Raw genomic sequence first — 26,533 nt, forward strand, 5'->3', positions numbered from 1 at the left:
CGAGGAGACCGACCCGTTTCACCGCTGTTTCCAGCGGATGCTCGCGGCTTAGCCCTGCGAGCGGCGCTGAGCTGAACGACCGGCGCCACCGGAGCTCGGTCCGCGAACGAGTCCGCCGACCTGGAGGCTACCAACGCGGGGTCCGCCGGAGCGGCCAGCGGCCGAACCGGTGCGGGGTGCGCTGGAGGACGCACCGGTCGGACGACCACTGCGCTCGCGACGAGCGCCACCGGCTGAAGCCGTGTCGCTGCTCCGGCCGCGACCGCCATCGCTGCGCTCGGAGCGGGCGCCGCCCTGGCCGGCACCGTCGCGGCTTGCTCCGGAGCGGCCGCCGCGGCTTGAGCCATCGTCACGGCTTGGGCGTCCCGTGCGCTCGCCCTGTGCACGGCCGCCCTGTGCACGGCCGCCCTGCGAGCGACCGCCCTGCGACTGGCGCTGCTGCTGCGGAGCCTCGACGCGGGGGGCCGGCTTGACGTAGGCGGCGACGTCGCCGACGAGGGCATCGACGGCAGGGGAGAAGGAATCCACGCGCTGCGGGGTCACCTTGATGGCGGCCTTGCGCAGCAGGGCATCGGTGTCGCGCTTCTGCTCTGGAAGCACGACGGTGACGACGTCACCGGCGCTGCCGGCCCGAGCGGTACGGCCCGAACGGTGCAGGTACGCCTTGTGCTCGGCCGGCGGATCAACGTGGATCACGAGTTCGATGTCGTCCACGTGCACGCCGCGAGCGGCGACGTCCGTTGCGACAAGGACCTTGACCGTGCCAGCGCTGAACGCGGCGAGGTTGCGGTCACGGGCGACCTGCGAGAGGTTTCCGTGCAGGTCGACCGAGGGGATACCAGCGTCGGTGAGGCTTTTGGCAAGCTTCTTGGCCTGGTGCTTGGTGCGCATGAAAAGGATGCGACGGCCCGAGCCGCTGGCCAGCTTCTGCACGAGATCCTTCTTCGCGTCGACGCCGGAGACCTCGAACACATGGTGGGTCATCGCCGAGACGTGGCTGGTAGCCTCATCGACCGAGTGCATCACCGGGTCGTGCAGAAAACGCTTGACGATCTTGTCCACGCCGTTGTCGAGCGTGGCGGAAAACAGCATGCGCTGGCCATTGCCGGGCGTCTTGTCGAGGATGCGGGTGACGACGGGCAGAAAGCCCAGGTCGGCCATGTGGTCGGCCTCGTCGAGCACGGTGATCTCGATGGTGTCGAGGTTCACGAAGCCCTGCTTCATAAGGTCCTCGAGGCGGCCGGGGCAGGCCACGACGATGTCGACGCCCGCCTTGAGCGCGGCGACCTGACGGCCCTGCGAGACACCGCCGAAGATGGTGGTCGTGTTGAGGCCGTAGGCCTCCGCGAGCGGGGTGATGGCGTTGGTGATCTGCGTGGCGAGCTCGCGGGTCGGCGCGAGGATCAGGCCGAGCGGGCGGCCCGGGCGGCGCTTGCCGCCAGCGAGGTTGCCGCCGAGGCGCGACACCATCGGAATGGAGAAGGCCAGGGTCTTGCCAGAGCCGGTCTTACCGCGGCCGAGTACGTCGCGGCCGTTCAGCGTGTCGGGAAGAGTGTCGACCTGAATGGGGAAAGCGGTGTCGATTCCCTGTGAAGAGAGAACCTTGACCAGGGGGGCCGGCACGCCGAGCGTGCCAAAGGTTGTAGACAAAGTGGTGCCTTTCGGGGCATCAGTCTCCTCGCCCGTTCGAATTGCCGCGCAGCGATAACCGAACCAGGAGGATTCACATGGCGAAGGTGCCGAAGGGCACATCCGTTCGCCGTAAGAATGTTTCATTCGAAAAATCAGGTCGGCCTGGTGGGCCGCCGGATAGAGAAGAGGGCGTTCTACGACGCAGCAAGCGCAACTACGCACTCGCAAGTACTTGTATTCTAACGGATGCTGTCAAATCGGCTGCAGAGCCCTAAGAGTGATCGCCGTGGTAGAGCTCGCCGACGGGCACGTCGACGTCGATGGTATTGCCTCCCTGTGGCAGCGGGCAGGCCCACATCGGGTCGTACGCGCAGGACGGGTTGTAGGCGAAGTTGAAATCGAGGATCAGGCTGTCGTCGCCCGTGCCCGGGCCGAGGTCAGCGCCCTTGATGGTGTCGAGCAGGTAACGCCCTCCGCCGTAGGTGCCGTCGCTGTGGCCGGCCAGGGCGTCTTTCAGCGGTAGGAAAAGTCCGCCGCCATAGCTGGCCAGCCGCCACACGTCGAGCGAACCGAGGTAGGGCAACCGCACGGTGCCGACCAGGTCGAAGGAAACAGTGCCGTCGGTCCCGGTCTCCACGTTCATTCGATACGGCTGCTCGGCCCGGTGAAGTTCGGCCTCGAACCGCCAGTCCGGGTCATAGGCGGCAACCGGCAGGCCGGTAAAGGCTGAGCGGTCATCGGGCAGCAACGGCGACGACGGATGCCCGGCGAACAGTTCGTCCCGTCCGGAACGCCACAGCTCATGTCCGCTTCTCGGGCTGCTCACACTCAACTGGCGCACCCCCGCATACAGTCCGGTCACGCGGCGACGCCAGTCGGCGATCTGCAAGGCTCCGAGGGAAGAACTCATGGTCGGTACGGTACCGCGGGATGGCACGGAGTCCACGGAGGCATGCGTTAGTCGCCGTCGGTCTCGGCGGGTGTCACGCGCTGCGACAGCGGCACGAAGGTCGGGTCGTCGATACCAACATCGTGCTGCCAGGTGGGAGCGAGGCGCTTGAGCCGCAACATGCGCCACTGCCAGAACGCCCAGAACGTGGGCCAGAGCGCGAGCGTGGCCGGTCGGCCTCGAAAAATGAGCTGGTCACGATAGAGCGTCTTGCCGGTACCGGCCGGGTCTGGCGCGATCGCCATGCGGTGATCCCAGAGCGTCACCGCGCTCAGTGCGCCAGAAACCCCGCGGCCGGTGTCGCGCAGAATGCGCACCCCGTCGGGCCGGTGCGTGGAGTTCGCGAGCCGAATGATCTGGGTGCCCATCGGCACGAGGCCGAGCATGGAGAACACGGCGGGGTGCTCACCGGGCTCCCAGCGGGTGGGAAAGCCGTCGGCTTCGAGCGATTGCACCGCCATGAACGGGCTGCTCACCTCCCGAAACACCGCGGGGCTGTGGATGGCGTGCCAGGCCGCATCCGGTGTGCAGTCGAGGATCTCTTTGAGCAATACGCGCATCTACCCAGTCTGGTTGACGGTGGCCTGCAGTACAACTGGATGCAGTACAAATGAGGGGTGGCAATTCGGTTCTGGCTCGGCGTAGTGCACCGCGAGCACGTGCTGCGTGGGGTCGATCTGGGCATTGCCCGCGCCAACCGCGGGGCGGGCGACGTGATCGCGCAGATGGGTGAGGCCGACGGTATCGTCTACTACTCGCCGAAGACGGCGATCGAGGGGGATCCGCTCAAGCAGTTCACCGCGATTGGCCGTATAGCAGATGCCCACGCCTACCGAGTGGGCGACCCCGGCAATGAGTTTCGGCCATGGCGCCGCCGGGCCGACTACGACCTGGATGCCTGGCCCACAAGCATCCGTCCGCTGCTATCGGTGTTGCAACTGACCAGGGGGAACCCAGATTGGGGCTTCCAGCTGCGTCGGGGGGTGCTCGAGATCTCGCGGCACGACTTCGAGATGATCCGGCAGCAGATGCGCCGGCCTTCCGCCGACGACCGGTAGTGCCCAGCATCCCTCATTAGACTCCTCGATATGAATGGCGATCTCTGGTGGGTACCCTCGGTCATCGTTATCGGCCTCGTCGTGGCTGGAGTCTGGGCATTAGTGGGCGCCTCGCGGCGACGCACCAGGGCCAGGCTCGGGCAGGTGAGTGCCGAGGCGGCGGAACTGGCCCGCAGTGCAAACATCAGCCTCGTGCGCGCCGACGATCTGGTGCAGGACGCCACCGATGAGCTCGGCTTCGCGATCGCGCAGTTCGGCGAATCTGCGACGCGGGAATTCGCGACCGCGCTCGCGACCTCTCGGCGGCAGCTGAGCGACGCCTTCGCGCTGCAGCAGAAACTCGATGATGCCGTACCGGACGTCGCCGCCGAGCGCACTCGCTGGAACCAGCAGATCGTGCAGCTCGCCGATGAGGCGACCGGCCGGCTGACCAGCCAGGCCCGCAACTTCACGGCCAAACGTGGCGTGGAACGGAATGCCCCGCAGCAGCTCGACGAACTGCGCCGACGCCTCGACCGGGTGTCCGACCGGGTCGCGGGCGGCGCGAGCACGCTCACCCGGCTAGGCCTTAGCTATTCCGACTCGGCGCTCTCTCCAATCAGCGGCAACGTCGACCGGGCACGCACTGCGCTCGGGGCGGCGGTTGCGAGTGCGGATGCCGCGGCAGCGCTCCTCGAAGCGGCATCCGCTGAGCCGGTCGGTGAGCAGTTGCAGGCTGGCGAGCACGCCCTGTTCCAGGCCACGCAGCTGCTCGATGCGATCGAGACCGGCGAGGACCAGCTGCACCGCGGCCTTGCCAACCTGCAGCAGGCGCTGGATGCTGCCGGCACGGAACTCGCTGAAGCGCGCGCCCTGCGTGATGGGCATGAAGAATCTGACGCGAGCGCCTCCCTCAACCGAGTTATCACCCAGGCCGCGTCGGTGCAGGCGTCGCTCCGCGAGGCCGGACGCCCGAGCGACCCCGCCGCGGATCTCGTTCTGTTGGAGGCGGCGATGAACGGATTGGACAGCATCCGGTCGGAGGCGCGAAACAGGCAGCTGCGGCTCGACAACGCGCGCACAGCCCTGGCCGGTGCGCTGCTCACCGCGCGCAGCCAGATCACCGTGACCCGCGACTTCGTGGCCACGCATCGTGGGCGGGTGCAGGCCGCAGCCCGCACCCGGCTAGCGGAGGCTGAACGGCAGCTGGCGCTCGCCACAGCCGAGGCCGACCCGGTGACGGCGCTCGATACGGCCCGCCGAGCTATGACGCACGCAACGGATGCCGACGCCCTGGCCCGCTACGACACGCACTGACCGGTTCTCGCGTGATTGAAGACAGCTAGGGACCAGCGGATGCCGCGGCCCGGCGCCGGATCGCCGGCGTGATCTCTCGCCGCAACCAGGTGATCGCGTGCGACTGGTCGAACCTGCGGGCGCAGAGTCCGCAGGCGAGGGGGCGAGTCGGTTGCCGGTACCGAAAGTGTGTGTGCCCGGCGGGGCAGGTGCCCACCCATGGTGCTAGCTCGTTGGCGATCTCGCCGTCGTGGGTGCGCTTGCCGTCGTAGCCCAGGTCGTGCGCCATCTTCTTCCAACGCGGACCGTGCCCGGCCCGAGAGCCGGCCAGCGCGTGCGCGAGCTCGTGCAGCAGAATCTGGTAGACGTCGTCGTCGTCGTAGCGTGAGGCGAGGTAACGCGAAACGGTGATGTGCTTCTTGCTGAAGTTGCAGAGGCCGGCCCGCTTCTTAGCGTTGTCAAAGCCGAAGGTCCAGGCAGGGTTGAGGTGCAGAACTATGAGTGCGTCGGCCCACCGACGTACCTGTGTGAGATCGGCCATCAGGGCGTCACCGTGCCCACGCCGTGTGCGGGCATCTGGGTGAGATCGGACGTCGAGATCATTAGGGCGTCACCGTTCCCGCGCCGTGTGCGGGCATCTGGGTGAGATCGGACGTCGAGATCATTAGGGCGTCACCGTTCCCGCGCCGAGTGCGGGCATCTGGGTGAGATCGGACGTCGAGATCATCAGGGTGTCACCGTCACTTGAAGCAGCCGGTCGTCGCCGGCTGCCGGGGAGCCCCGGCCATCCGTGTTATTAGTCACAAACCATAGTGTGCCAGCAGGCCCAGACACCACGTCGCGCAACCGGCCGAAACTGTTCACAAACCACTCGGTGGGCGTTGCTGTGGAGGAGCCCGCCGCAGCGGTGATCGGGATGCTCCACAGTCGTTCCCCGCGCAGGCTCGCCATGAAGATGGTGTCGTTCACGATGGCGATGCCGCTCGGGCTGGCCTGGTCGGTGGACCACTGGCGTTTCGGATCGATATAGGCCGGGTCCCCGGCCTGGCCCTCGACGAGCGGCCAGCCGTAATTGCCGCCGGGAACGATGCGGTTGAGTTCGTCCCAGGTGTTCTGACCGAACTCACTCGCCCAGAGCTGTCCGCGCGAGTCCCAGGCCAGGCCCTGCGGATTCCGATGCCCGAACGAATACACGCGCGTGCCGAACGGGTTGTCCTCCGGCACGGCTCCGGTCGGCGTCAAGCGCAGAATCTTGCCGCCGAGAACGTCGAGGTTTTGAGCATTGGCGGGGTTTCCGGCATCCCCGGCGGTCGCATAGAGCAGGCCGTCCGGTCCGAACGCGATGCGACCGCCGTTGTGATTGCCGGCCCGCGGGATCGAGTCCAATACCAGGGCGGGCGGCCCGAGACTGTGGCTGCCCGGGGGGCCGGCCAGCGGCATCCGTTCGATGCGGTTGTCGGTTGCGGTAGAGAAGTACGCATAGATCCAGCCGTCGCCGCCGGGAGCCGTTTCGTCGGCCAGGAAAGCCAGGCCGAGCAGCCCTCCCTCACCATTGGGCTGCGCCGCCGCGACCGTGCCGGCCTCGCGCACACTGCCGTCGGGCAGCAGCTCGCGCACCCGGGTCGTGTCGCGTTCGCTGATGAGTGTGGCGCCATCCGGCAGTCGCAGAATCGACCACGGAGCCTCAAGGCCCGAGGCGATCACAACCGGTTCGCCGACGGGCTGCACCGGTGCCAGCGGGGCAGCGTTCGTCGCGGACTCGGTCGGTGCGGGCTGGGCCGGTGTTGACGTCGCAGGTGTGGCGCGCGGGGCCTCGGTGCTGCAGCCGGCTAGCGCCACAAGCAGCAGGACGGCCGATGCGGCGGCAACCGCGGGCACTGACGCGTGAGAAGTCACCGGTCACCTCGCTTTCGTGGTGAACACAGCATGCCGTAGAACGCGGTGAACGGCCAGTATCGATCCGCGAGGCAGCATAACTCCTGCAATTTCTGGTCGAACACATCGGGTACCGCGTGGATCCGGGTCTGTTTCGATTTTCTGCGCCGAATTGCAGGAGTTATGCGCGGGGGACACAGCGGAGTGGGTCAGGCCCGCGCCGCGATGTGCGACTCCACGACGGCCACAGCGAGCAGCGAACTGTCGAGTTCGTCGGCGTCGGCGCCGTCTTTCTCCCGCAGGAACACCGCAGCGGTGAAGTCGGCGAGCGCGCCGTCGAGATTGCCCTGGTCGAAGTACACCTTGCCGCGGTGCTGCCGGGCGTAGGCGGCGAGGCGGGTCCACTCGTGCACCTCGGAATCGAGGATGCAGTGGGTCAGCTCACTCGCGGCCTCATCGAGTTTGCCCTGGAACTGCAAAACCTGGGCGCGACGGATGCGACTGGCCACCGCCTGCTCTCGGTTGCCGGTGAAGCGGGACTGGCGCAGCGCCTCGTTCGCGATCTCCCAGGCCTCATCGAGGCGGCCGACCAGCCGCAGCAGGGCGACCTTCTCGTTGAGCGCGGCCAGGCTGCGCAGGTTGCCGAGCTCAACGAGTCGCTCGCCGGCGGCCAGCAGGTCGACTTTTTCGCGCAGAGTGATGGGGTCGTAACCGATGATGAAACTCAGGGGGTGTTCCTGTAATGGCGAGGGCGGCCGCGGCCGCGGGGGTTGGGAGTGTGCCTTCAGAGTACCGCCGCCGGGGTGGATTCGGCCGCAGCCCCAGCAGTGTCGCGCGGCCCCACTTTTGTATTTGCGGAAGGTTGACCGGGTTGTTGTTCACAACTGCGGACATCTGGGGTGGCACGTCCGGTTGGCGGGCCGGCATGCCCCGAATGCGCGGAATGGCCGCAGTTCGGTGCCGAGTATCGGCTAGTGCCCGATTTGAAAGACCGTGCGGCCGGGCAGCGGCGACTGCGTCGAGGTCTCGTCGGTCGCCACGAGCGAACCGGCCATGAAGTGCTTGAGCTCGGTCCCCTCGATCACCTTCGCCGGGTGCGGGCCGTTGGCGAGCAGCCGCGGAATCCAATTGAGGTCGATCGGGGTGTGTGCAGCGACGAAGACGATGTTGCCGAAGCGTCGGCCTTTGAGCACCTGCGTCTCGGCGAACCCGATCACGTGTTCAAAAACCGCCGAGAGGGTCGCGGCCTGGCCGCGCGCGAAGGCGAGGCCGGGGCCATCCGCTACGTTGACGGCGAGCACACCGCGCGCAGACAACAGCGGGGCGGCGAGAGCGAAGAATTCGCGGCTGGTCACGTGTTTCGGAGTGCGCGCCCCCGAAAAAATATCGACCACGACGAGGTCGACGGCGCCCTGCAGCCCGGCGGGGAGCTTACCGAGTACCTCGCGGGCATCGCCGTGCCGCACGCGCAGCTGGGCGCGTTTGTCCCACGGCAGCACCTCGCGAACGAGGTCGATCAGGTCGCTTTCAATCTCCACGACCTGTTGGCGTGAGCCCGGCCGGGTCGCCTCGACGTAGCGCGGCAGGGTCAGGGCTCCGGCTCCGAGGTGCACGGCGGTGATCGGCTCGTGCGGGTCGCCGAGCAGGTCGATCACATGCCCGATGCGTTGGATGTACTCGAAAAACAACTCATCGGGGTGGTCGATGTTCACGTGCGACTGCGGCGTGCCATCGACCACGAGCTGAAAGCTGCCCGGGGTGAACCGGTCGGGTTCGATCACCGCCGTGTGCCCGCTCAACTTCAACACGACAGACGGATGCCCGTCGCCTGCCACTTCAACCTTGCGCCCAGTACTCATTGTTCCAGTGTGCGCTCTCCCCGCGCGCTATCTGCGCGGCTGCGCCGCGCCGTTCGTTTCGCGAAGCCGGTGAAGGGTCGCTCCAGCCCCTGAAGCAACGCACCGCCCGCTCACGCGACCATGGTGCGAGTGGGTTATACCTGAGAATTTGCACATTCGCAAGATTTGGGTGGACATGCCGCTTATTGGGGCATACACTTGACCCTTGCGCTCCCAGACAAACTATGCCTTCATATTGCGGTCGGCTTTGCGTGTTCAAGCCACCTTGAGGCACACCTCTTATGAGGGTCTGCGGAGTCATCACCAATAACAGTAACTAGACCTGACGGGGTCCACGGAGGTTATTTCCTTGGCTGCTGCGCGCAACGCAACCACCAACTCACCCAAGAACGGCCGCTCAGCTGAGCGTCTGTCGTTCGCTAAGATCAGCGACCACTTGAACGTTCCGGATCTGCTTGCTTTGCAGACCGAGAGCTTCGACTGGCTCGTCGGCAACGACATCTGGAAGGCTCGCGTCGCCGAGGCCCAGAAAGCCGGACGCCAAGACCTGCCGAATCGCACCGGGCTCGATGAGATCTTCGAGGAGATCTCTCCCATCGAAGACCTCGGCGAAACGATGCAGCTGTCGTTCACCAACCCGGAGCTCGAGCCGGAGAAGTACACCATTGACGAGTGCAAGGAAAAGGGTAAGACCTACTCCGCGCCCCTCTATGTGAACGCTGAGTTTATGAACCACCTCACCGGTGAGATCAAGACCCAGACCGTGTTCATGGGTGACTTCCCGCTGATGACCCCCAAGGGCACCTTCGTGATCAACGGCACCGAGCGTGTCGTCGTGTCGCAGCTGGTGCGTTCGCCGGGTGTGTACTTCAACCGCGAGCAGGAGAAGACGTCGGACAAGGACATCTATTCCGCCCGCGTCATCCCGAGCCGTGGTGCCTGGCTCGAATTCGAGATCGACAAGCGCGACCAGGTTGGCGTGCGCATCGACCGCAAGCGCAAGCAGTCCGTGACCGTGTTCCTGAAGGCCCTCGGCCTCACCAGCGAGCAGATCCTCGAGGAGTTCAAGGGCTACGCGTCCATCGAGCTCACCCTCGAGAAGGACAACATCCTCACCAAGGAAGAAGCCCTCAAGGACATCTACCGCAAGCTTCGTCCCGGCGAGCAGGTTGCCGCCGAGGCTGCGCGTGCGCTCCTCGACAACTTCTTCTTCAACTCCAAGCGCTACGACCTGGCCAAGGTTGGTCGCTACAAGATCAACCGCAAGCTCGGACTCGAAGCCCCGCTGAGTGACTCAGTACTGACGCTCCAAGACATCCTGGCCACGATCAAGTACCTGGTAGCCCTGCACGACAACCAGACCACCCTCAAGGGCCTGCGCGACGGCAAGATGACCGACATCAACATCGACATCGACGACATCGACCACTTCGGTAACCGTCGTATCCGTGCCGTCGGCGAGCTCATCCAGAACCAGGTGCGCACCGGCCTGTCCCGCATGGAGCGCGTCGTTCGCGAGCGCATGACCACGCAGGACATCGAAGCGATCACGCCGCAGACCCTGATCAACGTGCGCCCCGTCGTCGCCGCGATCAAGGAGTTCTTCGGTACCTCGCAGCTCTCGCAGTTCATGGACCAGAACAACCCGCTCGCAGGCCTCACGCACAAGCGTCGTCTCAGTGCGCTGGGCCCGGGTGGTCTGTCCCGTGACCGCGCCGGCGTCGAGGTGCGAGACGTTCACCCCTCGCACTACGGCCGCATGTGCCCCATTGAGACCCCGGAAGGCCCGAACATCGGCCTGATCGGTTCGCTCGCCTCATTCGCGCAGATCAACGCGTTCGGTTTCATCGAGACGCCGTACCGTCGCGTGCTGAACAACAAGGTCACCGAGACGATCGATTACCTCACCGCGAGCGAAGAGGACGATTTCATCGTCGCTCAGGCCAACGCGCCGCTCACCAAGGACTCGCACTTTGCCGAGGCCCGCGTGCTCGCTCGTAAGAAGGGTGGCGAGGTTGACCTCGTTCCCGCTGAAGACATCGGCTACATGGATGTCTCGCCGCGCCAGATGGTGTCGGTCGCGACCAGCCTCATCCCGTTCCTCGAGCACGACGATGCAAACCGCGCGCTCATGGGCGCCAACATGCAGCGTCAGGCGGTGCCGCTGCTCCTTTCCGACAGCCCGCTCGTCGGAACCGGCATGGAGGTCTACACGGCCATCGACGCCGGTGACGTGCTCACCGCGCAGAAGCCGGGCGTGGTTTCCGAGGTGTCGGCCGACGTCGTCACCATCCAGCTCGATGAGGGCGGTACGCAGGACTACTACCTGCGCAAGTTCTCGCGCTCCAACCAGGGCACGAGCTTCAACCACCGCGTGATCGTCAACGCCGGTGAGCGCATCGAAGCCGGCGAGGTAATCGCCGACGGACCCGCCACCGACCAGGGCGAACTCGCCCTCGGAAAGAACCTGCTCGTGGCATTCATGCCGTGGGAAGGCTACAACTTCGAGGATGCGATCATCCTGAGCCAGAACCTGGTGAAAGACGACACCCTCTCCTCGATTCACATCGAAGAGTACGAAGTGGATGCCCGCGACACCAAGCTGGGTAAGGAAGAGATCACTCGCGACCTGCCCAACGTGTCGCCGGACTTCCTCGCCGACCTCGACGAGCGCGGCATCATTCGCATCGGAGCCGAGGTTCGCCCCGGCGACATCCTCGTCGGCAAGGTCACGCCCAAGGGCGAGACCGAGCTTTCCGCTGAGGAACGCCTGCTGCGCGCCATCTTCAACGAGAAGAGCCGCGAAGTTCGCGACACCTCGCTCAAGGTTCCCCACGGTGAGCGCGGCACCATCATCGGTGTCAAGGTGTTCGACTCGCAGGACGGCGACGACGAGCTAGGCTCGGGCGTCAACCAGCGCGTGGTCGTGTTCATCGCCCAGAAGCGCAAGATCACCGAGGGCGACAAGCTCGCCGGTCGTCACGGCAACAAGGGTGTCATCTCCCGCATCCTGCCGATCGAGGACATGCCGTTCCTCGCCGACGGTACTCCGGTCGACATCATCCTCAACCCGCTCGGAATCCCCGGTCGCATGAACTTCGGTCAGGTGCTTGAAACCCACCTCGGCTGGATTGCGAAGCAGGGGTGGAACGTCGAGGGTAAGCCGAAGTGGGCCGCTCGTCTTCCGGAGCACGCCTTCAGTGCCGCCCCCGGCACGAAGGTCGCCACGCCAGTGTTCGACGGTGCGCTCGAGATCGAGATCGAGGGTCTTCTGGACTCCACGACCCTCACCCGCGACGGCGACCGCCTCATTGGTTCCACCGGAAAGACCCAGCTCTTCGACGGCCGCTCCGGCGAGCCGTTCCCGATGCCGGTGTCCGTTGGATACATGTACATCCTGAAGCTCCACCACCTCGTCGACGACAAGATTCACGCCCGTTCGACCGGGCCGTACTCCATGATCACGCAGCAGCCGCTGGGTGGTAAGGCGCAGTTCGGTGGACAGCGTTTCGGTGAGATGGAGGTGTGGGCGCTCGAAGCATACGGAGCCGCTTACGCCCTGCAGGAACTCCTGACCATCAAATCTGACGATATCCTCGGCCGCGTCAAGGTGTACGAGGCAATCGTCAAGGGTGAGAACATCCAGGAACCCGGCATTCCCGAGAGCTTCAAGGTTCTTATCAAGGAAATGCAGTCGCTCTGTCTGAACGTCGAGGTGCTCTCGGCCGACGGCACCGCAGTCAGCCTGCGCGACACGGATGACGAGGTGTTCCGCGCTGCGGAAGAACTCGGCATCAACATTTCCACCCGGTTTGAGTCGTCGTCCATCGACGACATCTAAGCCCGGTCCAAAGAAACTTCGAAAACTTTCCAAGGAGAGAAATTGCTCGACGTAACAACATTTGACGAGCTTCGTATTGGCCTGGCTACCGCAGACGACATCCGTCGCTGGTCGCACGGTGAGGTCAAGAAGCCCGAAACCATCAACTACCGCACGCTCAAGCCGGAAAAAGACGGCCTGTTCGGCGAGCAGATCTTCGGACCCTCACGGGACTGGGAATGCTCTTGTGGCAAGTACAAGCGTGTTCGCTTCAAAGGCATCGTCTGCGAGCGTTGCGGTGTAGAGGTCACGAAGTCGTCGGTGCGCCGTGAGCGCATGGGCCACATCGAACTCGCTGCCCCGGTCACGCACATCTGGTACTTCAAGGGTGTGCCCTCGCGTCTCGGTTACCTGCTGGACATGGCTCCGAAGGACCTCGAAAAGGTCATCTACTTCGCCGCATACATGGTCATCACGGTGGACGAAGACGGTCGTCACCAGGACATGCCCGGCCTCGAGAACGAGCTGCGCCTCGAACTCAAGACCATCGAGTCCAGCCGTGACTCGCGCATCGCCGATCGCCTGCAGCGCCTCGAAACCGACCTCGCAGCACTGGAGGCCGAGGGCGCCAAGAGCGACCAAAAGAAGCGCACCAAGGACGCTGCTGAGAAGGAAATGGGCCAGATTCGCAAGTCTCTGGACGAGCAGATCGCGCACCTCGAGCGCGTGTGGGAAGACTTCCGCACCCTCAAGGTCGGCGACCTGAAGCCGGAAGACTCCGTCTTCCACGAGCTTCAGGACCGTTTCGGCATGTACTTCGAGGCCTATATGGGCGCCGAAGCCATCAAGAAGCGCCTTGAGGCGTTCGACCTGGTCACCGAAAGCGAAAACCTGCACCTGCAGATCGCCGAGGGCAAGGGTCAGAAGAAGATCCGTGCCATCAAGCGACTGCGCGTGGTCAACGCGTTCATCATGACCGGCAACTCGCCGGCCGGAATGGTGCTCGACGTCGTTCCCGTGCTCCCGCCCGAACTGCGCCCGATGGTGCAGCTCGACGGTGGCCGCTTCGCCACCTCTGACCTCAACGACCTTTACCGTCGTGTGATCAACCGCAACAACCGTCTGCGTCGTTTGCTCGACCTTGGTGCTCCCGAGATCATCGTGAACAACGAGAAGCGGATGCTGCAGGAGGCCGTCGATGCACTATTCGACAACGGTCGTCGTGGTCGCCCGGTCACCGGTACCGGTAACCGTGCCCTCAAGTCCCTGAGCGACATGCTCAAGGGAAAGCAGGGTCGTTTCCGTCAGAACCTGCTCGGCAAGCGCGTGGACTACTCCGGCCGTTCGGTCATCGTGGTTGGCCCGCAGCTCAAGCTGCACCAGTGTGGTTTGCCCAAACAGATGGCACTCGAGCTGTTCAAGCCGTTCGTGATCAAGCGCCTGATCGACCTGAGCCACGCTCAGAACATCAAGGCCGCCAAGCGTATGGTCGAGCGTTCGCGTCCCCAGGTCTGGGACGTGCTCGAGGAGATCATCCGCGAGCGCCCCGTCATGCTCAACCGTGCACCCACCCTGCACCGTCTGGGCATCCAGGCCTTCGAGCCTCAGCTCGTTGAAGGTAAGGCAATCCAGCTGCATCCCCTCGTCTGCGCGGCGTTCAACGCCGACTTCGACGGTGACCAGATGGCTGTCCACCTTCCGCTCTCGGTTGAGGCGCAGGCTGAGGCACGCATCCTGATGCTCGCCTCGAACAACATCCTCAAGCCGTCTGACGGCCGCCCGGTGACCCTGCCCACCCAGGACATGATCATCGGTCTGCACCACCTCACCACGCTGAAGGACGGTGTTGTCGGCGAAGGCCGCGCATTCTCCAGCGTGTCCGAGGCCATTCTCGCGTTCGACCAGAAGTCGCTCGACCTGAATGCCAAGGTGCGCATCCGCTTGACCGACAAGTTCTTCACCGAGGGCACGCAGCCCGAGGGTGTCGAACTGGTCAACGGCCAGGCCGTCGGAACTGTTCTGGTCACAACGAGCCTCGGTCGCGCCATCTTCAACGAGGCGCTTCCGGCCGACTACCCGTACTTCGAAGACGTTGCCAACAAGGTCACCATGTCGACCATTGTCAACGACCTCGCGGAGCGGTACGTCAAGGTGGAGGTTGCTGCAACCCTCGACCGGATCAAGGATGCCGGTTTCTACTGGGCAACCCGTTCCGGTGTGACCGTTGCGCTCAGTGACATCCTCACCCCGCCGAACAAGCCGCAGATCGTTGCCGGCTATGAGAAGCAGGCCGCTAAGGTTCAGGCACAGTTCGAGAAGGGTCTCACGACCGACCTCGAGCGTCGCCAGGAGCTCATCCAGATTTGGACCCGTGCCACGGAAGACGTTGCCGCAGCGATGCAGGCGAACTTCCCGGCTGACAACACCATCAACCGCATGGTCACCTCTGGTGCTCGTGGTAACTGGCTGCAGGTGCGAAACATCGCCGGCATGCGAGGCCTCGTGAACAACCCGAAGGGTGAGATCATCCCTCGCCCGATCATCTCGAGCTACCGCGAAGGCCTGTCCGTCGCCGAGTACTTCATTGCTACTCACGGTGCTCGTAAGGGACTGGCCGACACGGCTCTGCGTACCGCTGACTCGGGATACCTCACGCGTCGTCTCGTGGACGTCTCGCAGGATGTCATCATCCGTGAAGACGACTGCGGAACGACGAAGGGTCTCGAACTGCCCATCGCCGGAACCGATGCCACGACCGGTGCGCTCTTGCGTGACGAAGACGGCGGCCTGCTGGTCGACTTCAACGTCGAGAACGCGGTCTACGCCCGCAGCCTGGCCGCAGCCGCGGTCAACGCTGCCGGTGAGGTCATCGCCGACGCCGGAGACGACGTCGGAGACGTGCTCATCGCGAAGCTCATTATCGGTGGTGTCGAAACCATCAAGGTGCGCTCAGTGCTCACGTGTGAGTCGGCCGTCGGTGTGTGTGCGGTCTGCTACGGCCGTTCTCTCGCCACGGGCCAGCTCGTTGACATCGGTGAGGCCGTCGGTATCATCGCCGCGCAGTCCATCGGTGAGCCCGGCACCCAGCTGACCATGCGTACCTTCCACACGGGTGGGTCGGCATCCGCTGACGACATCACCCAGGGTCTGCCGCGTGTTCAGGAGCTGTTCGAAGCGCGTACTCCCAAGGGTGCATCGCCGATCGTCGACTCCGCCGGACGCATCACGATCGAGGATTCGGACAAGGGCCGCAAGGTCATCCTGACCCCCGACAACGGCGACGAAGCAATCGCTTACCCGGTGCTGAAGCGTTCGACCCTGCTCGTCGAGGACGGCCAGCACGTCGAGCTCGGACAGCAGATCATCATCGGCGCCGTCGACCCGAAGGAAGTTCTTCGAGTCAAGGGTGTTCGCGCGGTGCAGAAGCACCTCGTCTCCGGTGTGCAGGAGGTTTACCGTTCGCAGGGTGTGCCGATTCACGACAAGCACATCGAGGTCATCGTTCGCCAGATGCTTCGCAAGGTGACCGTCGTCGAACACGGAGACACCGGGCTGCTTCCGGGCGAGCTCGTTGACCGGTTGAAGTACAACGACCTCAACCGCACCGCGCTTACCGAAGGCAAGAAGACGGCATCCGCTCGCCAGGAGGTCATGGGTATCACCAAGGCATCCCTGGCGACCGAGTCCTGGCTGTCGGCCGCTTCCTTCCAGGAGACCACCCGGGTTCTGACCCAGGCGGCCATGGAAGGCAAGAGCGACCCGCTGATGGGCCTCAAGGAAAACGTCATCATCGGTAAGTTGATCCCCGCCGGCACCGGTCTTCCCCGCTACCGCGACGTCACCGTCGAGGCAACGGAAGACGCCAAGGCTGAGCGTTACCCGAACCGCATCTTCACCGAAGATGCCACGTTCAACGAGGGTGACCTGAGCTTCGTCGACTTCGACAGCTTTTCGTCGGACGACCTGGCTCCGGGTACGTACAACTAGGAACCAGCAGCTCTAAACGGATGGCCCCTGCTTCGGCAGGGGCCATTCGGCTTTAAAGCGTTCGAGCGGAGAACGGCGGCTGGCTCAGCCGTACGACCGGAACTAGAACAAAAAAAGTGGGGAAAGGGGGAAAAGGGACGTATACTCGCTTTCAGGCCTAATGTAACCAGTTCGGGGGAGACTTGCGTGGCAACCCTGACCGAAATTCTCATCCTGCACGGGCTGCTGCCGATCGAAGCGCTCGACACGCTCCTGGCTGGGGATCCGGCCGATGAGGGCGCCGTTCGCCGGCTTGTCGACAGCGGAGTGATCACCGAGCTGCAGTTTGCGCAGGCGCGAGCCGCGCAGGCCAACCTTCCCTTTGTCGAACTGCTCGAGTATTCGGTTGAGGCGGGTGCCCTCGCTCTCGTGTCGCCGCTGGTCTGTCGACGACACGAAGTGCTGCCAATTGGAATTGAGGGCGGGCGGCTCGTGCTCGCAATGGTGGATCCCGGTAACGTGTTTGCGCTCGACGATGTCGGCGAAGCCTCTCGAATGCGAGTGTCCCCGATGGTGGCCGAACGCAGCGACCTGCTCGCTGCGATCGCGCGATTTCATCGCGCCGATGGCGAACTCAGTAACCTCACCACCACGCTCGAGGAAGAGCACGATTCGATCCTGTCGACTCCCGATCCGAGCGATGAGGCCAGCGACGACGCTGCGCCCATTGTGCGGTTCGTCAACCTGCTCGTGAGCCAGGCCATCCAGGACAAGGCCAGCGATATACACATCGAACCCGGTGAAGCCAGCCTGCGGGTGCGATACCGCATCGACGGTGTCCTGCACGAGATGCCGAGCGCACCGAAGAGCATTCAGAACGGCGTCATCAGCCGCCTGAAGATCATGGCAGACATCGACATCGCCGAGCGCCGCAAACCGCAGGACGGCCGCATGTCGGTCAGCCACGGTGGTCGCAAGATCGACCTGCGCGTGGCCACCCTGCCGACGGTCTGGGGTGAGAAGGTCGTCATGCGTATCCTCGACAACTCGACCACGAGCATGGACCTGCGCGATCTCTCCCTGCTCGACCACAACTATGACGCCTTTAAGACGGCCTACTCGAAGCCGTACGGAATGATCCTGGTGACCGGGCCCACCGGGTCGGGCAAGTCGACGACCCTGTACACGACCCTGTATTCGGTGGCTCGCCCGGAGATCAATGTGATCACCGTCGAAGATCCGGTGGAGTACCGCATGGTCGGCATCAACCAGGTGCAGGTGAATCCGAAGGCGGGACTCACCTTCGCGAGTGCCTTGCGCAGCATTCTGCGGTGCGATCCCGACGTCGTTCTGCTCGGCGAGATTCGCGACCACGAGACCGCCCAGATCGCTATTGAGGCAGCGCTCACCGGGCACCTCGTGCTCTCCACCCTGCACACCAACAATGCACCGAGCGCGGTCACGCGCCTGACCGAAATGGGAATCGAACCCTTTCTCGTGGGCAGCGCGCTCGACTGCGTCGTCGCCCAGCGCCTGGCCCGCCGCCTGTGCGAACGCTGCAAACTGCCTGACTTGCGGAGTCGGGAGCAGCTCGCGCACCTGCGATTTCCGCTCGAGCCAGAGTTGGCGCTGCCCGTCATCTACCAAGCGAACGGATGCGCCAGCTGCTCCAATACCGGCTACCGCGGGCGGCTCGCCGTGCACGAGGTGATGACGGTGACCGAGGAGATCGAGCGGCTGTGCGTGGCGCGTGCATCGAGCGTGGAGATCGCGCTCACCGCGCAGGAGCAGGGAATGGTCAGCCTTCGGGACGATGGCTGGGCCAAGGTCGGGCTCGGGTTCACCTCGGTGGACGAAATTCTGCGAGTGGTCGCTTAGGTCGAGAGGACAGTTACGATGAGTCAGGAAATTTACGAGATTCCGGTTATGCCACCGGGCGTCGCTGGGGAAGGTTGGCTGCTCGACGACCCCGATCGTGACGTCGGGCCGGACCCCGCGCTGGTCGCGGCGTTGCGCGAGGTCGTCGTTCAGAGCGCCTCCGACCTGCACGTGACGGCGGGGGCGCCGCCGTGTATCCGCCTCGACGGCGGGCTGCGGCCGATTGCCAAAGCCGCGGTGTGGAAGCGTGACAAGGTCGCCACCGCGTTGTTCAGCCTGCTGACCACCGAGCAGCGGCGCCAGTTCGAGGACGACCTCGAGCTTGACTTCGCCTACACGACCGCGGGGGCCCGGTTCCGGGTGAATTACTTTCAGCAGCGTGGAAGCGTGGGTGGTGCCTTTCGCCTTATTCCGGGGGAGATCAAACAGCTCGGCGAGCTCGGTGTGCCCGATGCGGTGGCCCAGTTCGCCCAGCTGGCCCGAGGTCTGGTGCTCGTGACCGGTCCCACCGGATCAGGCAAATCGACGACCCTGGCCGCGCTCATCGATCTGGTCAACCGCACCCGTGCTGACCATATCGTCACGGTGGAAGACCCGATCGAGTTTCTGCACCAGCACCAGAAATCCTTAATCAACCAGCGTGAGGTCGGCAACGACACTCATAGTTTCGCATCCGCCCTCAAACACGTGCTGCGGCAGGACCCCGATGTGATTTTGATCGGCGAGCTGCGCGACCTCGAGACGGTCTCCGTGGCCCTGACCGCGGCTGAAACCGGCCACCTCGTGTTTGCGACCCTGCACACCCAGGACGCCGCCCAGACCATTGACCGGGTCATCGACGTGTTCCCGCCCTACCAGCAGGGGCAGGTGCGGGCCCAGCTCGCCGCGACCCTGCAGGGCGTCGTCTGCCAGGCCCTGGTGAAGAAGGTCGGAGGCGGCCGGGTCGTCGCAACCGAAATTCTCATCGTCACGCCAGCCGTCGCCAACCTCATTCGCGAGGGCAAGACCTACCAGATCGCTTCCGCCATGCAGGCCGGACGAGCCCTGGGCATGCACACTATGGACCAGCACCTCGCCGAACTCGTCAATGCCGGGTCGATTACCCGCAAGGCCGCCGAGGACAAGGCGCAGGACCAGGACAGCCTTGCCCAGCTGATTCGTAAATCGGACGTCACTGACCTCGCCGCCGGGCCGTCGGGGTTTGACGGTATCGACTTCGGCGACTCGTACTCCAACCGGGAACAGTAGTGACCGCCAGTGGTGTCTTCGCGTACAGGGGCCGCACAGCGGTCGGCAAGATCGTCACCGGTCGACTGGATGCCGCCTCCGAGAACGCCGCAATGCAGCGCCTGCGCGGCATGGGGCTCGCGCCGATTTCGGTGGCCGAGGTCAACGTGGGTACCGGCCTGAAACGAGAAGTGCGCATTCCGGGTTTCAGCAAGGGCGTCGGGCTGAAGGACCTCGCCGTCATGAGTCGACAGATGGCGACCATGACGAGTGCCGGGCTGTCCCTGCTGCGTACCCTGAACATCCTTTCGGAGCAGACCGAGAACCCGCAACTTGCCCGCATTATGGCGACCATTCGCTCCGAGGTGGAGACCGGGTCGTCGCTCTCCGAGGCGATGATGAAACACACCGCGGTGTTCCCGCCGATCATGATCAACCTCGTGCGGGCCGGGGAGACCGGCGGGTTCCTTGAAAGCTCGCTCACCTCCGTGGCCGCCAACTTCGAGTCGGAGGTGAAGCTGCGCGACACGATCAAGTCGGCGCTCGCCTACCCGGTGGTGGTGTTGATCATGGCGGTACTCGCCGTCATTGGCATGCTGATCTTCATCGTTCCGGTGTTCGAAAAGATGTTCGCGGGCCTCGGCGGGGAGTTGCCGCTGCCGACCCAGTTTCTCGTGGTGCTGTCGAAAATGATGGTCTGGCTCGGTCCGCTGTTGATCGTGCTCGGCACCGCCTTCGCGTTCTGGTGGCGCATCAATAAGAACACCGAAGCGGTTCGTCGCCGGGTCGACCCATTCAAGCTCAAGTTGCCGGTGTTCGGGCCCTTGCTCATGAAGCTCGCCATTGCGCGCTTTAGCCGAAACTTCTCGACCATGATCGCCGCCGGAGTGCCCATCTTGCAGTCGCTGGCCATTGTCGGCGAGACGAGCGGTAACTGGGTGATTGAATCCGCGCTGCGCAAGGTGGCCGATTCGGTGCGGCAAGGCGGGTCGATCGCCGGGCCGCTGGCGCAGGCGCCGATCTTCCCACCTATGGTCGTGCAGATGATCGCCGTCGGTGAAGACGCCGGCGCCCTGGAGGACATGCTGGCCAAGGTCGCCGATTTCTACGACCAGGAGGTGCAGGCCACGACCGAGCAGTTGACAGCCCTCATCGAACCGCTCATGATCGCGTTCATCGGGGTGGTGATCGGCGGCATGATCGTGGCACTGTACCTGCCGATGTTCAGCATCTTCGAATACGTGAAATAGTCCGTCGAAGCGGGGAGGAAACGAGTTTTCGAGATGCCCCCCATTAAGGGGCAGAAAACCGTAAGATCAGTTCCAGTGCGAATGTGGCATTTCCCATATTCCCATTTTTCCCAGCCCACAGCAGTTCCACAGCATAAGGAAACCACGCTCATGATTCGATTGATGATTCACCGCACCCTGGGGGCACTTTCCCGCACACGCATCGCGATTCGCGATCGGCAACAGGGCTTCACCCTGATCGAACTGCTCGTCGTCGTGCTCATCATCGGAGTGCTCGCCGCCGTGGCGATTCCGATCTTTCTCAACCAGCAGGAGGGCGCCAAGGACAGTGCCGTGAAAGCCCAGATCACCCAGGCGAAGACCGCCGTCGTCGCCGAAATGGTCACCAAGGGATATCCCGCGAGCCTCGATGACGCGAGCGCATACACCGAGAGCAAAGAGGTCGACGTGGTGCTGACCGGGTCGGCCACGGCTTTCTGCATTACGGGAAAGTTCGGTAGCTCGACCCGCATGTTCGCCATCGACGACAACGGTGCCGCAATCGAAGGCACCTGCGTCTCCAACGTTGCGACCGCTGCGACCGCTGCGACCCCATAACCGCGGTGGGGCGCCGGCAGCGGCGCCCCACTATACGTGCGTCTCCTGGTCTTGCCGCCCGGCACCTTGCGTCCTAATCAAACAAAACCGATCCGTGGAAGGGGTGAGCATGCCAGACGCACCCCGTGTCAAGCGCCCCGACGAGTCGGGTTTCGGGGTGGTCGAGATTGTGGTGGCCGTGTTTCTGATCGGACTGCTGGCCGTGGCTTTTCTACCGATTTTGGTGCAGAGTATGCGGGTTTCCGCCACGAATTCGACCCTTGCCGAAGCGACGCAAATTGTCGCCCAACAGCTCGAGCGGGTCGGGGCGTCGGGGTCGAGTTGCTCCGCGGTCAAGGCCATGACCTCGATCCGGCCAGCGGTCGTGGTTTCGGAACGCGGTTCGCTGCAGCCGCACGTGCGTCTCGACCTGCCTATCACCGACGTGTGCGCCGAACCGTATCTGCGGGTCGTGCAGCTGCGGGTGTGGGTGACGTTGTCCGGGTCTACCGACGAGTTGACGGCGGCGGAAACTCTCATTCTGCTGGACGCCCCGTGACCCACACCGCGGCATCCGCATCGACCGCTCCGGAATCGGGATATACCCTCATCGAACTCCTCGTTTACATGAGTTTTGCCGTGGTGGTGCTCTCAATCGTCGGCGGTATGCTGATCAGCTCGGTGGAAACCGAGCGGGATGTGCGCGGTTCGACCGAGGCGACCAATCTCGGGCAGCTGATCAGCCGGTCCGTGCAGTCCGGGGTGCGCAACGCCTCGCAGGTCTCGCTGCAGAACATCGATGACAGTCAGTTCCTGGTCGCGCGAACCGCGGGCAGCGCCGCATCCATGGTTTGGTCGTGTCAGGCCTGGTTCTACACTCCGGCTGCCGGCGGGTCGCTGTACACGAAGCGCACGGCGCCGGCGAGCCGCATTGCGGTTCCCGTCTCGGGTGATCTGGGCAGCTGGATCAAGTTGGGTGACGGCGTCAGCACGAACGGTGCGCCGGTCTTCGGCGGAGTCAACGACCGCATCACGGTGGCCCTTGACCTGGATGCCGGTGCGCAGGCATCGGTCGTCATGAACACGACGGTGACGCCGCGCACGCTCGCAACGATTGGGGACCCATGCCTGTGAAACACAACGTTGCGAGCACCGAGCGGGGTAGCGCGCTCATGGCGGTGATCGGCGTCATGGGCGTGATGATGGTAATCACCCTCACCCTGACCACGTCCACGCTCTACTCGCTCGATTTCACCAGAAGCACCCGCGCCTCGGTGCAATCGGTGGCTGCCGCCGAAAGCGGAGTCAGTGCCGCCCAGCTGAGTCTGACCCAGGGAGCCTGCCAGCCCACCTACTCGCGCTCGTCGCCGCAATTCACGGCCAACGTGTCGTACTCCCTGAGCAGGGTCGACAACGTCTGGCTGAACGGCTGCCCGGCAACCGGTGTCGCGGCGCTGCGGCTGCGGGTCGAGTCGACTGGCAGTTCAATGACCGCGCTGGCTGGAGAGGAGACCCGGGTGGAAGCGATCTTCGAGTACGACGCGGCCGTGCCACCGGGAGTGAGGCCGAGCGGCGCCGCCATGTACCTCTACGGCGGAGTCGTGTTCATGAACAATGCCGACCTGCTCGTGGCCGAATCGGGTCGCGCGGCCATTCAGGTGAAGAACGGCAATGTGTCCTGCTCCAACAACACCGTGATCGAGGGTGATGTGGTGGTCTCGGCGGGCAACCTCAATATAAGCGGATGCGCCATCGAAGGCAATGCGTGGGCATCCGGTGCCGCGACGCTCGGTGTGGTGACCGGCAACCTCACGGCGGCGAGCGTTAACCTGAACGCGGCCGGGCGGGCCAGCCGGATCGGCGGCGTCTACACGTCATACACCGCCGGAACGCCGATTCCGACGGTACCGGCTTGGGTCGACGTGAATTACGCTCCGGGGGACTGGGTCGATGCAAACGGCGTGCCCTACAAAGTCACGCCCATTGGCCTTAGCTGCACGATCGATGCGAGCATGCTCGCCGCGGCCGCGAACGGCGGCAAACCCATCATCATCAACGCCCTAGCCCTCTGCCCCCTGGGTGTCACCGCTGTCGGCACGGTAAAGCTCACCGCCGACGTCGTCATTTTCGCCAACCGATTCACCTTCATCAACAACGTGCAGTTTCAGTCATCCACGGCAGCGCGGCACAAGCTCTGGTTCATCACGCCCGACTTGGTGGCAGACCACCTGCCGACCTGTGGCGCGCCGCAGGGTGACTTTTGGATGAAGAACAGCTTCACGATTGCAGCCACGATCGATGCCATGACCTACACGCCGTGCCGCTTCAACGCCGTGAACACGTTCGAATGGCGCGGCCAGCTGTACGCCAACGGTGCCAACGACTTCAAAAACAACACCCGGTTCGAATCGGCGCCGCTCGGCTTGCCGGGAATCGACCTCGACACCGGCGCTACCACCGTCGGAGGCTCGGCCGGGACCGTAGCCGAACTGGGGAATATGACCTCCATGCGGGACGTGAGCAATGAGTGATGCGCGGAGTACGCGATGACCCGCCACGTCGTCGGCATCGACATCGGCCGCGCCTCGCTGCGAGCGGTCGAACTGGCCGATTCTGGGCGCAATCAGCCGACCATCGTGCGATTCCACGAGGAAACGCTGCCCGACGGCGCCGTCGGGCGCGGTGAGGTGCTCGAGCCCAATACTGTTGCGTCGCAGTTGAAACGGCTGTGGGCGGGCGGCAAATTCACCAGCAAGAATGTCGTCATCGGCATGGGCAACCATCGGGTAGTTGCTCGAGACCTGACCGTTCCGGCGCAGTCGATTGGCAGCATCCGTGAGTCATTGCCGTTCCAGGTGCAGGATCTGCTTTCCGTTCCGGTGTCTGAGGCCCTGCTCGACTTTTACCCGATCAAGGCCGTGCCCGGCGATGGACAGTCGGGGCCGCAGCTCAACGGCCTGCTGATCGCCGCGGTCAAGGAAGTGGTTTTGCGAAACGTTCGGGCGGTGCAGCTGGCCGGGCTCAACCCGGTCGCGGTCGATTTGATTCCGTTCGCCCTCAGCCGCGCCATTCGTCGGGGCCGCCCCACCGACGATGTGGTTGCGCAGATCGACGTCGGAGCCGGGACAACGAGCATCGTGATCACCGCGTCCGGAGTTCCCCAGTTCGTGCGGCTCATTCCGGCCGGTGGTGACGACCTCACCCAGGCGCTCACCGCGCGGCTGGACATGCCCGTCGATCAGGCGGAGGCCCTCAAACGCGCCTCCAGTATCGGCTCAAGCGGTCCGCTCCCGGGTAGGTCAGCGGATGCCGCTGGGCCGGCCGATATCGCGGCGACCGCCGCGCTCGTCATTCATGAGGGTGTGAGCGAACTGCTGACCAGCTTGCGTAATACCGTGAACTATTTCATTCACACCCGGAACGACCTGCCCGTGACCCGCATCGTTCTGACCGGGGGCGGAGCACGATTGAGCGGATTCGCCACGCAACTCGCCGAACTCACCCGGCTGCCGGTCGTGCTGCCGAACCCGACCGGCGGCCTCGCCGTTGGCCGGGCAGTCGACGCCGAGCGGCTGGCGAATTCGGGCGGCGACTATCTCGTCGCGCTCGGCCTCGCACTGGGACGCACACCGTGAGCGCACCGAAGACAGTTCACGACCCGGTCATCGGCGGGGACCCCCGGGTCGACCTGCTGCCGCCCGAAGTCATGGTGGAGCAGAAGGGTCGCAGGCTGCGACGCGGCCTTGCCGTCGCGGTCGTCGCGGTCGTGCTCGTCACGGGCGCCGGCATCGCCGCCGCCACCTGGCAAGCTGAGCGCAGCCAGGCCAGCCTCGCTGTCGTGCAGGCGCGCACGACCCAACTCCTGGCCGCGCAGGGCGAATACGCCCCGGTGCGCCGGGCGCAGGAGGAAGTCGACGCGACCGTCGCGGCCCGCCGGCTGGCGGCATCCGTTGATATCGACTGGACCGATTATCTGCAGCAGATTCGCGCTCGACTGCCCGGCGACGTCGTGATTGGCGCCGTGGTACTAGACGCGGGTTCGCCGTGGGTGCCGTACATGCAGGCTACTGCGCCCTTGCAGCCGAGTCGTGTGGCGACCATCAGCTTCACCCTGACCAGTCCGACCCTGCCGAGCGTTCCCGACTGGCTCGACGCGATGGCGACCCTGCCCGGGTACGCCGACAGTGCGCCGACCCGGGTGGCGTTGCTCGATTCCGGGGGATACGAGGTGAGTCTCACGCTGCACGTCAACGCCAGGGCTTTCTCCAACCGGTTCGCAGAAGCCGAGGTGACCCAGTGACGACGACGAAGTGGTGGCTGGTGGGAGCGATTCTCGTCATCGTAATCGTCATGCTGGCCGGGTTCACGCTCGGCATCTCGCCCAAACTCGACGAGCTGAGTGCGACCCGCACGACTCACACCGCGACGCTGGCCCAGAACGAGGTCTACGAAGCGCAGCTCGCGGCCCTGCAGCGTGAATTCGACGGCCTCGAGACGGTTCAAGACGAACTCGCTGTGCTGCGGGAGGCGATTCCGGAGGGTGCAGCGCTGCCCGCCTTGATCGGCCAACTCGATGCGATGGCCGGCCGTACGTCGGTCACCCTGACCGAGTTCTCGTCGGCCGACGCGATGCCCTACGTGCCGGTCGTGCCCGCGGCCGACACGGACGCGCCTGCCACCGACGGCGCTGCCACCGGCGGCGCTGCTACCGGCGGCGCTGCCACGAACGCGCCTGCCACCGACGGTGCTGCGGCGGGGGCAGCAGAGGCCGCGGCTGCGGCTGCGAGCCCGCTGGTGACCGCGGAGAATTTTATCGCCGTGCCGGTCACGATCTCGGTCACTGGAAGTTTCGACGCCGTTCTGGACTTTCTTGATGACCTGCAGAACGGCCAGCGTCTGATGACGGTGACCTCGTTCAGTTCCGGCACGCCCAGTGCCGACGTTCCCGACCGGGTGACGGGCCAGATCGCGGGGATTGTCTACGTGCTGCTCAACGCCAGCTGATGTCTGTGCTGACTGACGCTTACCGTGACGCTCACCGTGACGCTCCCACCTGCTACTCACGATCGGGCGTTACGTTCACGTCCTCACCGATCACACATCCGCTGCTACGGCAGGGCATTCGCCCGTCCCCTCAGGCCAGCGCACACACTCGGAGCCCTGCACCC

22 protein-coding genes are annotated in these 26,533 nt (G+C 64.5%); 15 read left to right on the top strand and 7 right to left on the bottom strand.

Going from position 1 to position 26,533, the window contains the following annotated elements:
• Nucleotides 1–48: 48 nt before the first annotated feature.
• The 3 genes from E3T47_RS14065 to E3T47_RS14075 all read right to left on the bottom strand — a co-directional run bounded on the left by E3T47_RS14065 (nt 49) and on the right by E3T47_RS14075 (nt 3,141).
• Nucleotides 49–1,650 carry a DEAD/DEAH box helicase gene (locus E3T47_RS14065; RefSeq protein WP_241982278.1) on the bottom strand — a complete coding sequence of 534 codons (1,602 nt, stop codon included), beginning with the start codon at nt 1,648–1,650 and terminating at the stop codon, nt 49–51.
• A gap of 253 nt (nt 1,651–1,903) precedes the next feature.
• Nucleotides 1,904–2,542, bottom strand: a complete 639-nt coding sequence (locus tag E3T47_RS14070; RefSeq protein WP_134556683.1) for a DUF1684 domain-containing protein — start codon at nt 2,540–2,542, stop codon at nt 1,904–1,906.
• 47 nt (nt 2,543–2,589) lie between these two features.
• Nucleotides 2,590–3,141, bottom strand: coding sequence for a hypothetical protein (locus E3T47_RS14075; RefSeq protein ID WP_174844685.1), 552 nt, complete (start codon nt 3,139–3,141; stop codon nt 2,590–2,592).
• Nucleotides 3,142–3,198: 57 nt separating this feature from the next.
• On the opposite strand from E3T47_RS14075, the gene E3T47_RS14080 reads away from it, so the two are divergent.
• A complete protein-coding gene (locus E3T47_RS14080) occupies nt 3,199–3,639 on the top strand; it encodes an EVE domain-containing protein (protein WP_241982279.1) in 441 nt (146 codons plus the stop codon).
• A gap of 30 nt (nt 3,640–3,669) precedes the next feature.
• Nucleotides 3,670–4,935, top strand: coding sequence for a hypothetical protein (locus E3T47_RS14085; RefSeq protein WP_134556684.1), 1,266 nt, complete (start codon nt 3,670–3,672; stop codon nt 4,933–4,935).
• A 25-nt stretch (nt 4,936–4,960) separates the two neighbouring features.
• On the opposite strand, the gene E3T47_RS14090 is transcribed toward E3T47_RS14085, so the two are convergent.
• From E3T47_RS14090 to E3T47_RS16470, 3 genes are all read right to left on the bottom strand, one after another.
• Entirely contained in the window at nt 4,961–5,455 is a 495-nt protein-coding gene (locus E3T47_RS14090) for a SprT-like domain-containing protein (protein WP_134556685.1), read from the bottom strand.
• 185 nt (nt 5,456–5,640) lie between these two features.
• Nucleotides 5,641–6,810, bottom strand: coding sequence for a PQQ-dependent sugar dehydrogenase (locus E3T47_RS14095; protein WP_134556686.1), 1,170 nt, complete (start codon nt 6,808–6,810; stop codon nt 5,641–5,643).
• A 188-nt stretch (nt 6,811–6,998) separates the two neighbouring features.
• Nucleotides 6,999–7,202 (bottom strand): hypothetical protein, encoded by a 204-nt coding sequence (locus E3T47_RS16470; RefSeq protein ID WP_241982280.1) that lies wholly within the window; start codon nt 7,200–7,202, stop codon nt 6,999–7,001.
• Here E3T47_RS16470 and E3T47_RS16475 point away from each other — a divergent pair.
• Entirely contained in the window at nt 7,197–7,532 is a 336-nt protein-coding gene (locus E3T47_RS16475; RefSeq protein WP_241982281.1) for a hypothetical protein, read from the top strand. The two genes, E3T47_RS16470 and E3T47_RS16475, sit on opposite strands and share 6 nt — an antisense overlap.
• A 228-nt stretch (nt 7,533–7,760) precedes the next feature.
• Here E3T47_RS16475 and E3T47_RS14105 read toward each other — a convergent pair whose 3' ends face one another.
• Nucleotides 7,761–8,648 carry a spermidine synthase gene (locus E3T47_RS14105; protein WP_134556688.1) on the bottom strand — a complete coding sequence of 296 codons (888 nt, stop codon included), beginning with the start codon at nt 8,646–8,648 and terminating at the stop codon, nt 7,761–7,763.
• 349 nt (nt 8,649–8,997) lie between these two features.
• Between E3T47_RS14105 and rpoB the strand changes: the two genes are divergently transcribed.
• The 12 genes from rpoB to E3T47_RS14165 all read left to right on the top strand — a co-directional run bounded on the left by rpoB (nt 8,998) and on the right by E3T47_RS14165 (nt 26,369).
• Complete coding sequence (gene rpoB, locus E3T47_RS14110) at nt 8,998–12,489, top strand: DNA-directed RNA polymerase subunit beta (protein WP_134556689.1); 3,492 nt, start codon at nt 8,998–9,000, stop codon at nt 12,487–12,489.
• 42 nt (nt 12,490–12,531) lie between these two features.
• Nucleotides 12,532–16,455 (top strand): DNA-directed RNA polymerase subunit beta', encoded by a 3,924-nt coding sequence (locus E3T47_RS14115; RefSeq protein ID WP_134556690.1) that lies wholly within the window; start codon nt 12,532–12,534, stop codon nt 16,453–16,455.
• A 186-nt stretch (nt 16,456–16,641) separates the two neighbouring features.
• Nucleotides 16,642–18,312: a GspE/PulE family protein gene (locus E3T47_RS14120; protein ID WP_134556691.1), complete on the top strand. Its 1,671-nt coding sequence runs from the start codon at nt 16,642–16,644 to the stop codon at nt 18,310–18,312.
• 18 nt (nt 18,313–18,330) lie between these two features.
• Nucleotides 18,331–19,560 carry a type IV pilus twitching motility protein PilT gene (locus tag E3T47_RS14125; protein WP_241982282.1) on the top strand — a complete coding sequence of 410 codons (1,230 nt, stop codon included), beginning with the start codon at nt 18,331–18,333 and terminating at the stop codon, nt 19,558–19,560.
• Nucleotides 19,560–20,789 (top strand): type II secretion system F family protein, encoded by a 1,230-nt coding sequence (locus tag E3T47_RS14130; protein WP_241982283.1) that lies wholly within the window; start codon nt 19,560–19,562, stop codon nt 20,787–20,789. Before E3T47_RS14125 ends, E3T47_RS14130 begins: the two co-directional genes overlap by 1 nt.
• A gap of 150 nt (nt 20,790–20,939) precedes the next feature.
• The gene (locus tag E3T47_RS16615) at nt 20,940–21,386 is read left to right on the top strand and encodes a type IV pilin protein (protein WP_277871845.1); all 447 of its coding nucleotides are present in this window, start codon (nt 20,940–20,942) and stop codon (nt 21,384–21,386) included.
• Between the two features lie 109 nt (nt 21,387–21,495).
• Nucleotides 21,496–21,924, top strand: a complete 429-nt coding sequence (locus tag E3T47_RS14140) for a type IV pilus modification PilV family protein (RefSeq protein WP_134556692.1) — start codon at nt 21,496–21,498, stop codon at nt 21,922–21,924.
• Entirely contained in the window at nt 21,921–22,499 is a 579-nt protein-coding gene (locus tag E3T47_RS14145; RefSeq protein ID WP_134556693.1) for a type II secretion system protein, read from the top strand. The genes E3T47_RS14140 and E3T47_RS14145 overlap by 4 nt, the downstream gene beginning before the upstream one ends.
• Nucleotides 22,496–23,896, top strand: coding sequence for a hypothetical protein (locus E3T47_RS14150; RefSeq protein WP_134556694.1), 1,401 nt, complete (start codon nt 22,496–22,498; stop codon nt 23,894–23,896). The genes E3T47_RS14145 and E3T47_RS14150 overlap by 4 nt, the downstream gene beginning before the upstream one ends.
• Nucleotides 23,897–23,911: 15 nt before the next feature.
• Nucleotides 23,912–25,000, top strand: coding sequence for a type IV pilus assembly protein PilM (gene pilM / locus E3T47_RS14155; protein ID WP_134556695.1), 1,089 nt, complete (start codon nt 23,912–23,914; stop codon nt 24,998–25,000).
• On the top strand, nt 24,997–25,665 hold the full coding sequence (locus tag E3T47_RS14160) for a hypothetical protein (RefSeq protein ID WP_134556696.1): 669 nt from the start codon (nt 24,997–24,999) through the stop codon (nt 25,663–25,665). Before pilM ends, E3T47_RS14160 begins: the two co-directional genes overlap by 4 nt.
• On the top strand, nt 25,662–26,369 hold the full coding sequence (locus tag E3T47_RS14165; protein WP_134556697.1) for a hypothetical protein: 708 nt from the start codon (nt 25,662–25,664) through the stop codon (nt 26,367–26,369). The genes E3T47_RS14160 and E3T47_RS14165 overlap by 4 nt, the downstream gene beginning before the upstream one ends.
• Nucleotides 26,370–26,533 lie beyond the last annotated feature (164 nt).

Source organism: Cryobacterium ruanii (assembly GCF_004404055.1).
GTDB classification, from domain to species: Bacteria; Actinomycetota; Actinomycetes; order Actinomycetales; family Microbacteriaceae; genus Cryobacterium; species Cryobacterium ruanii.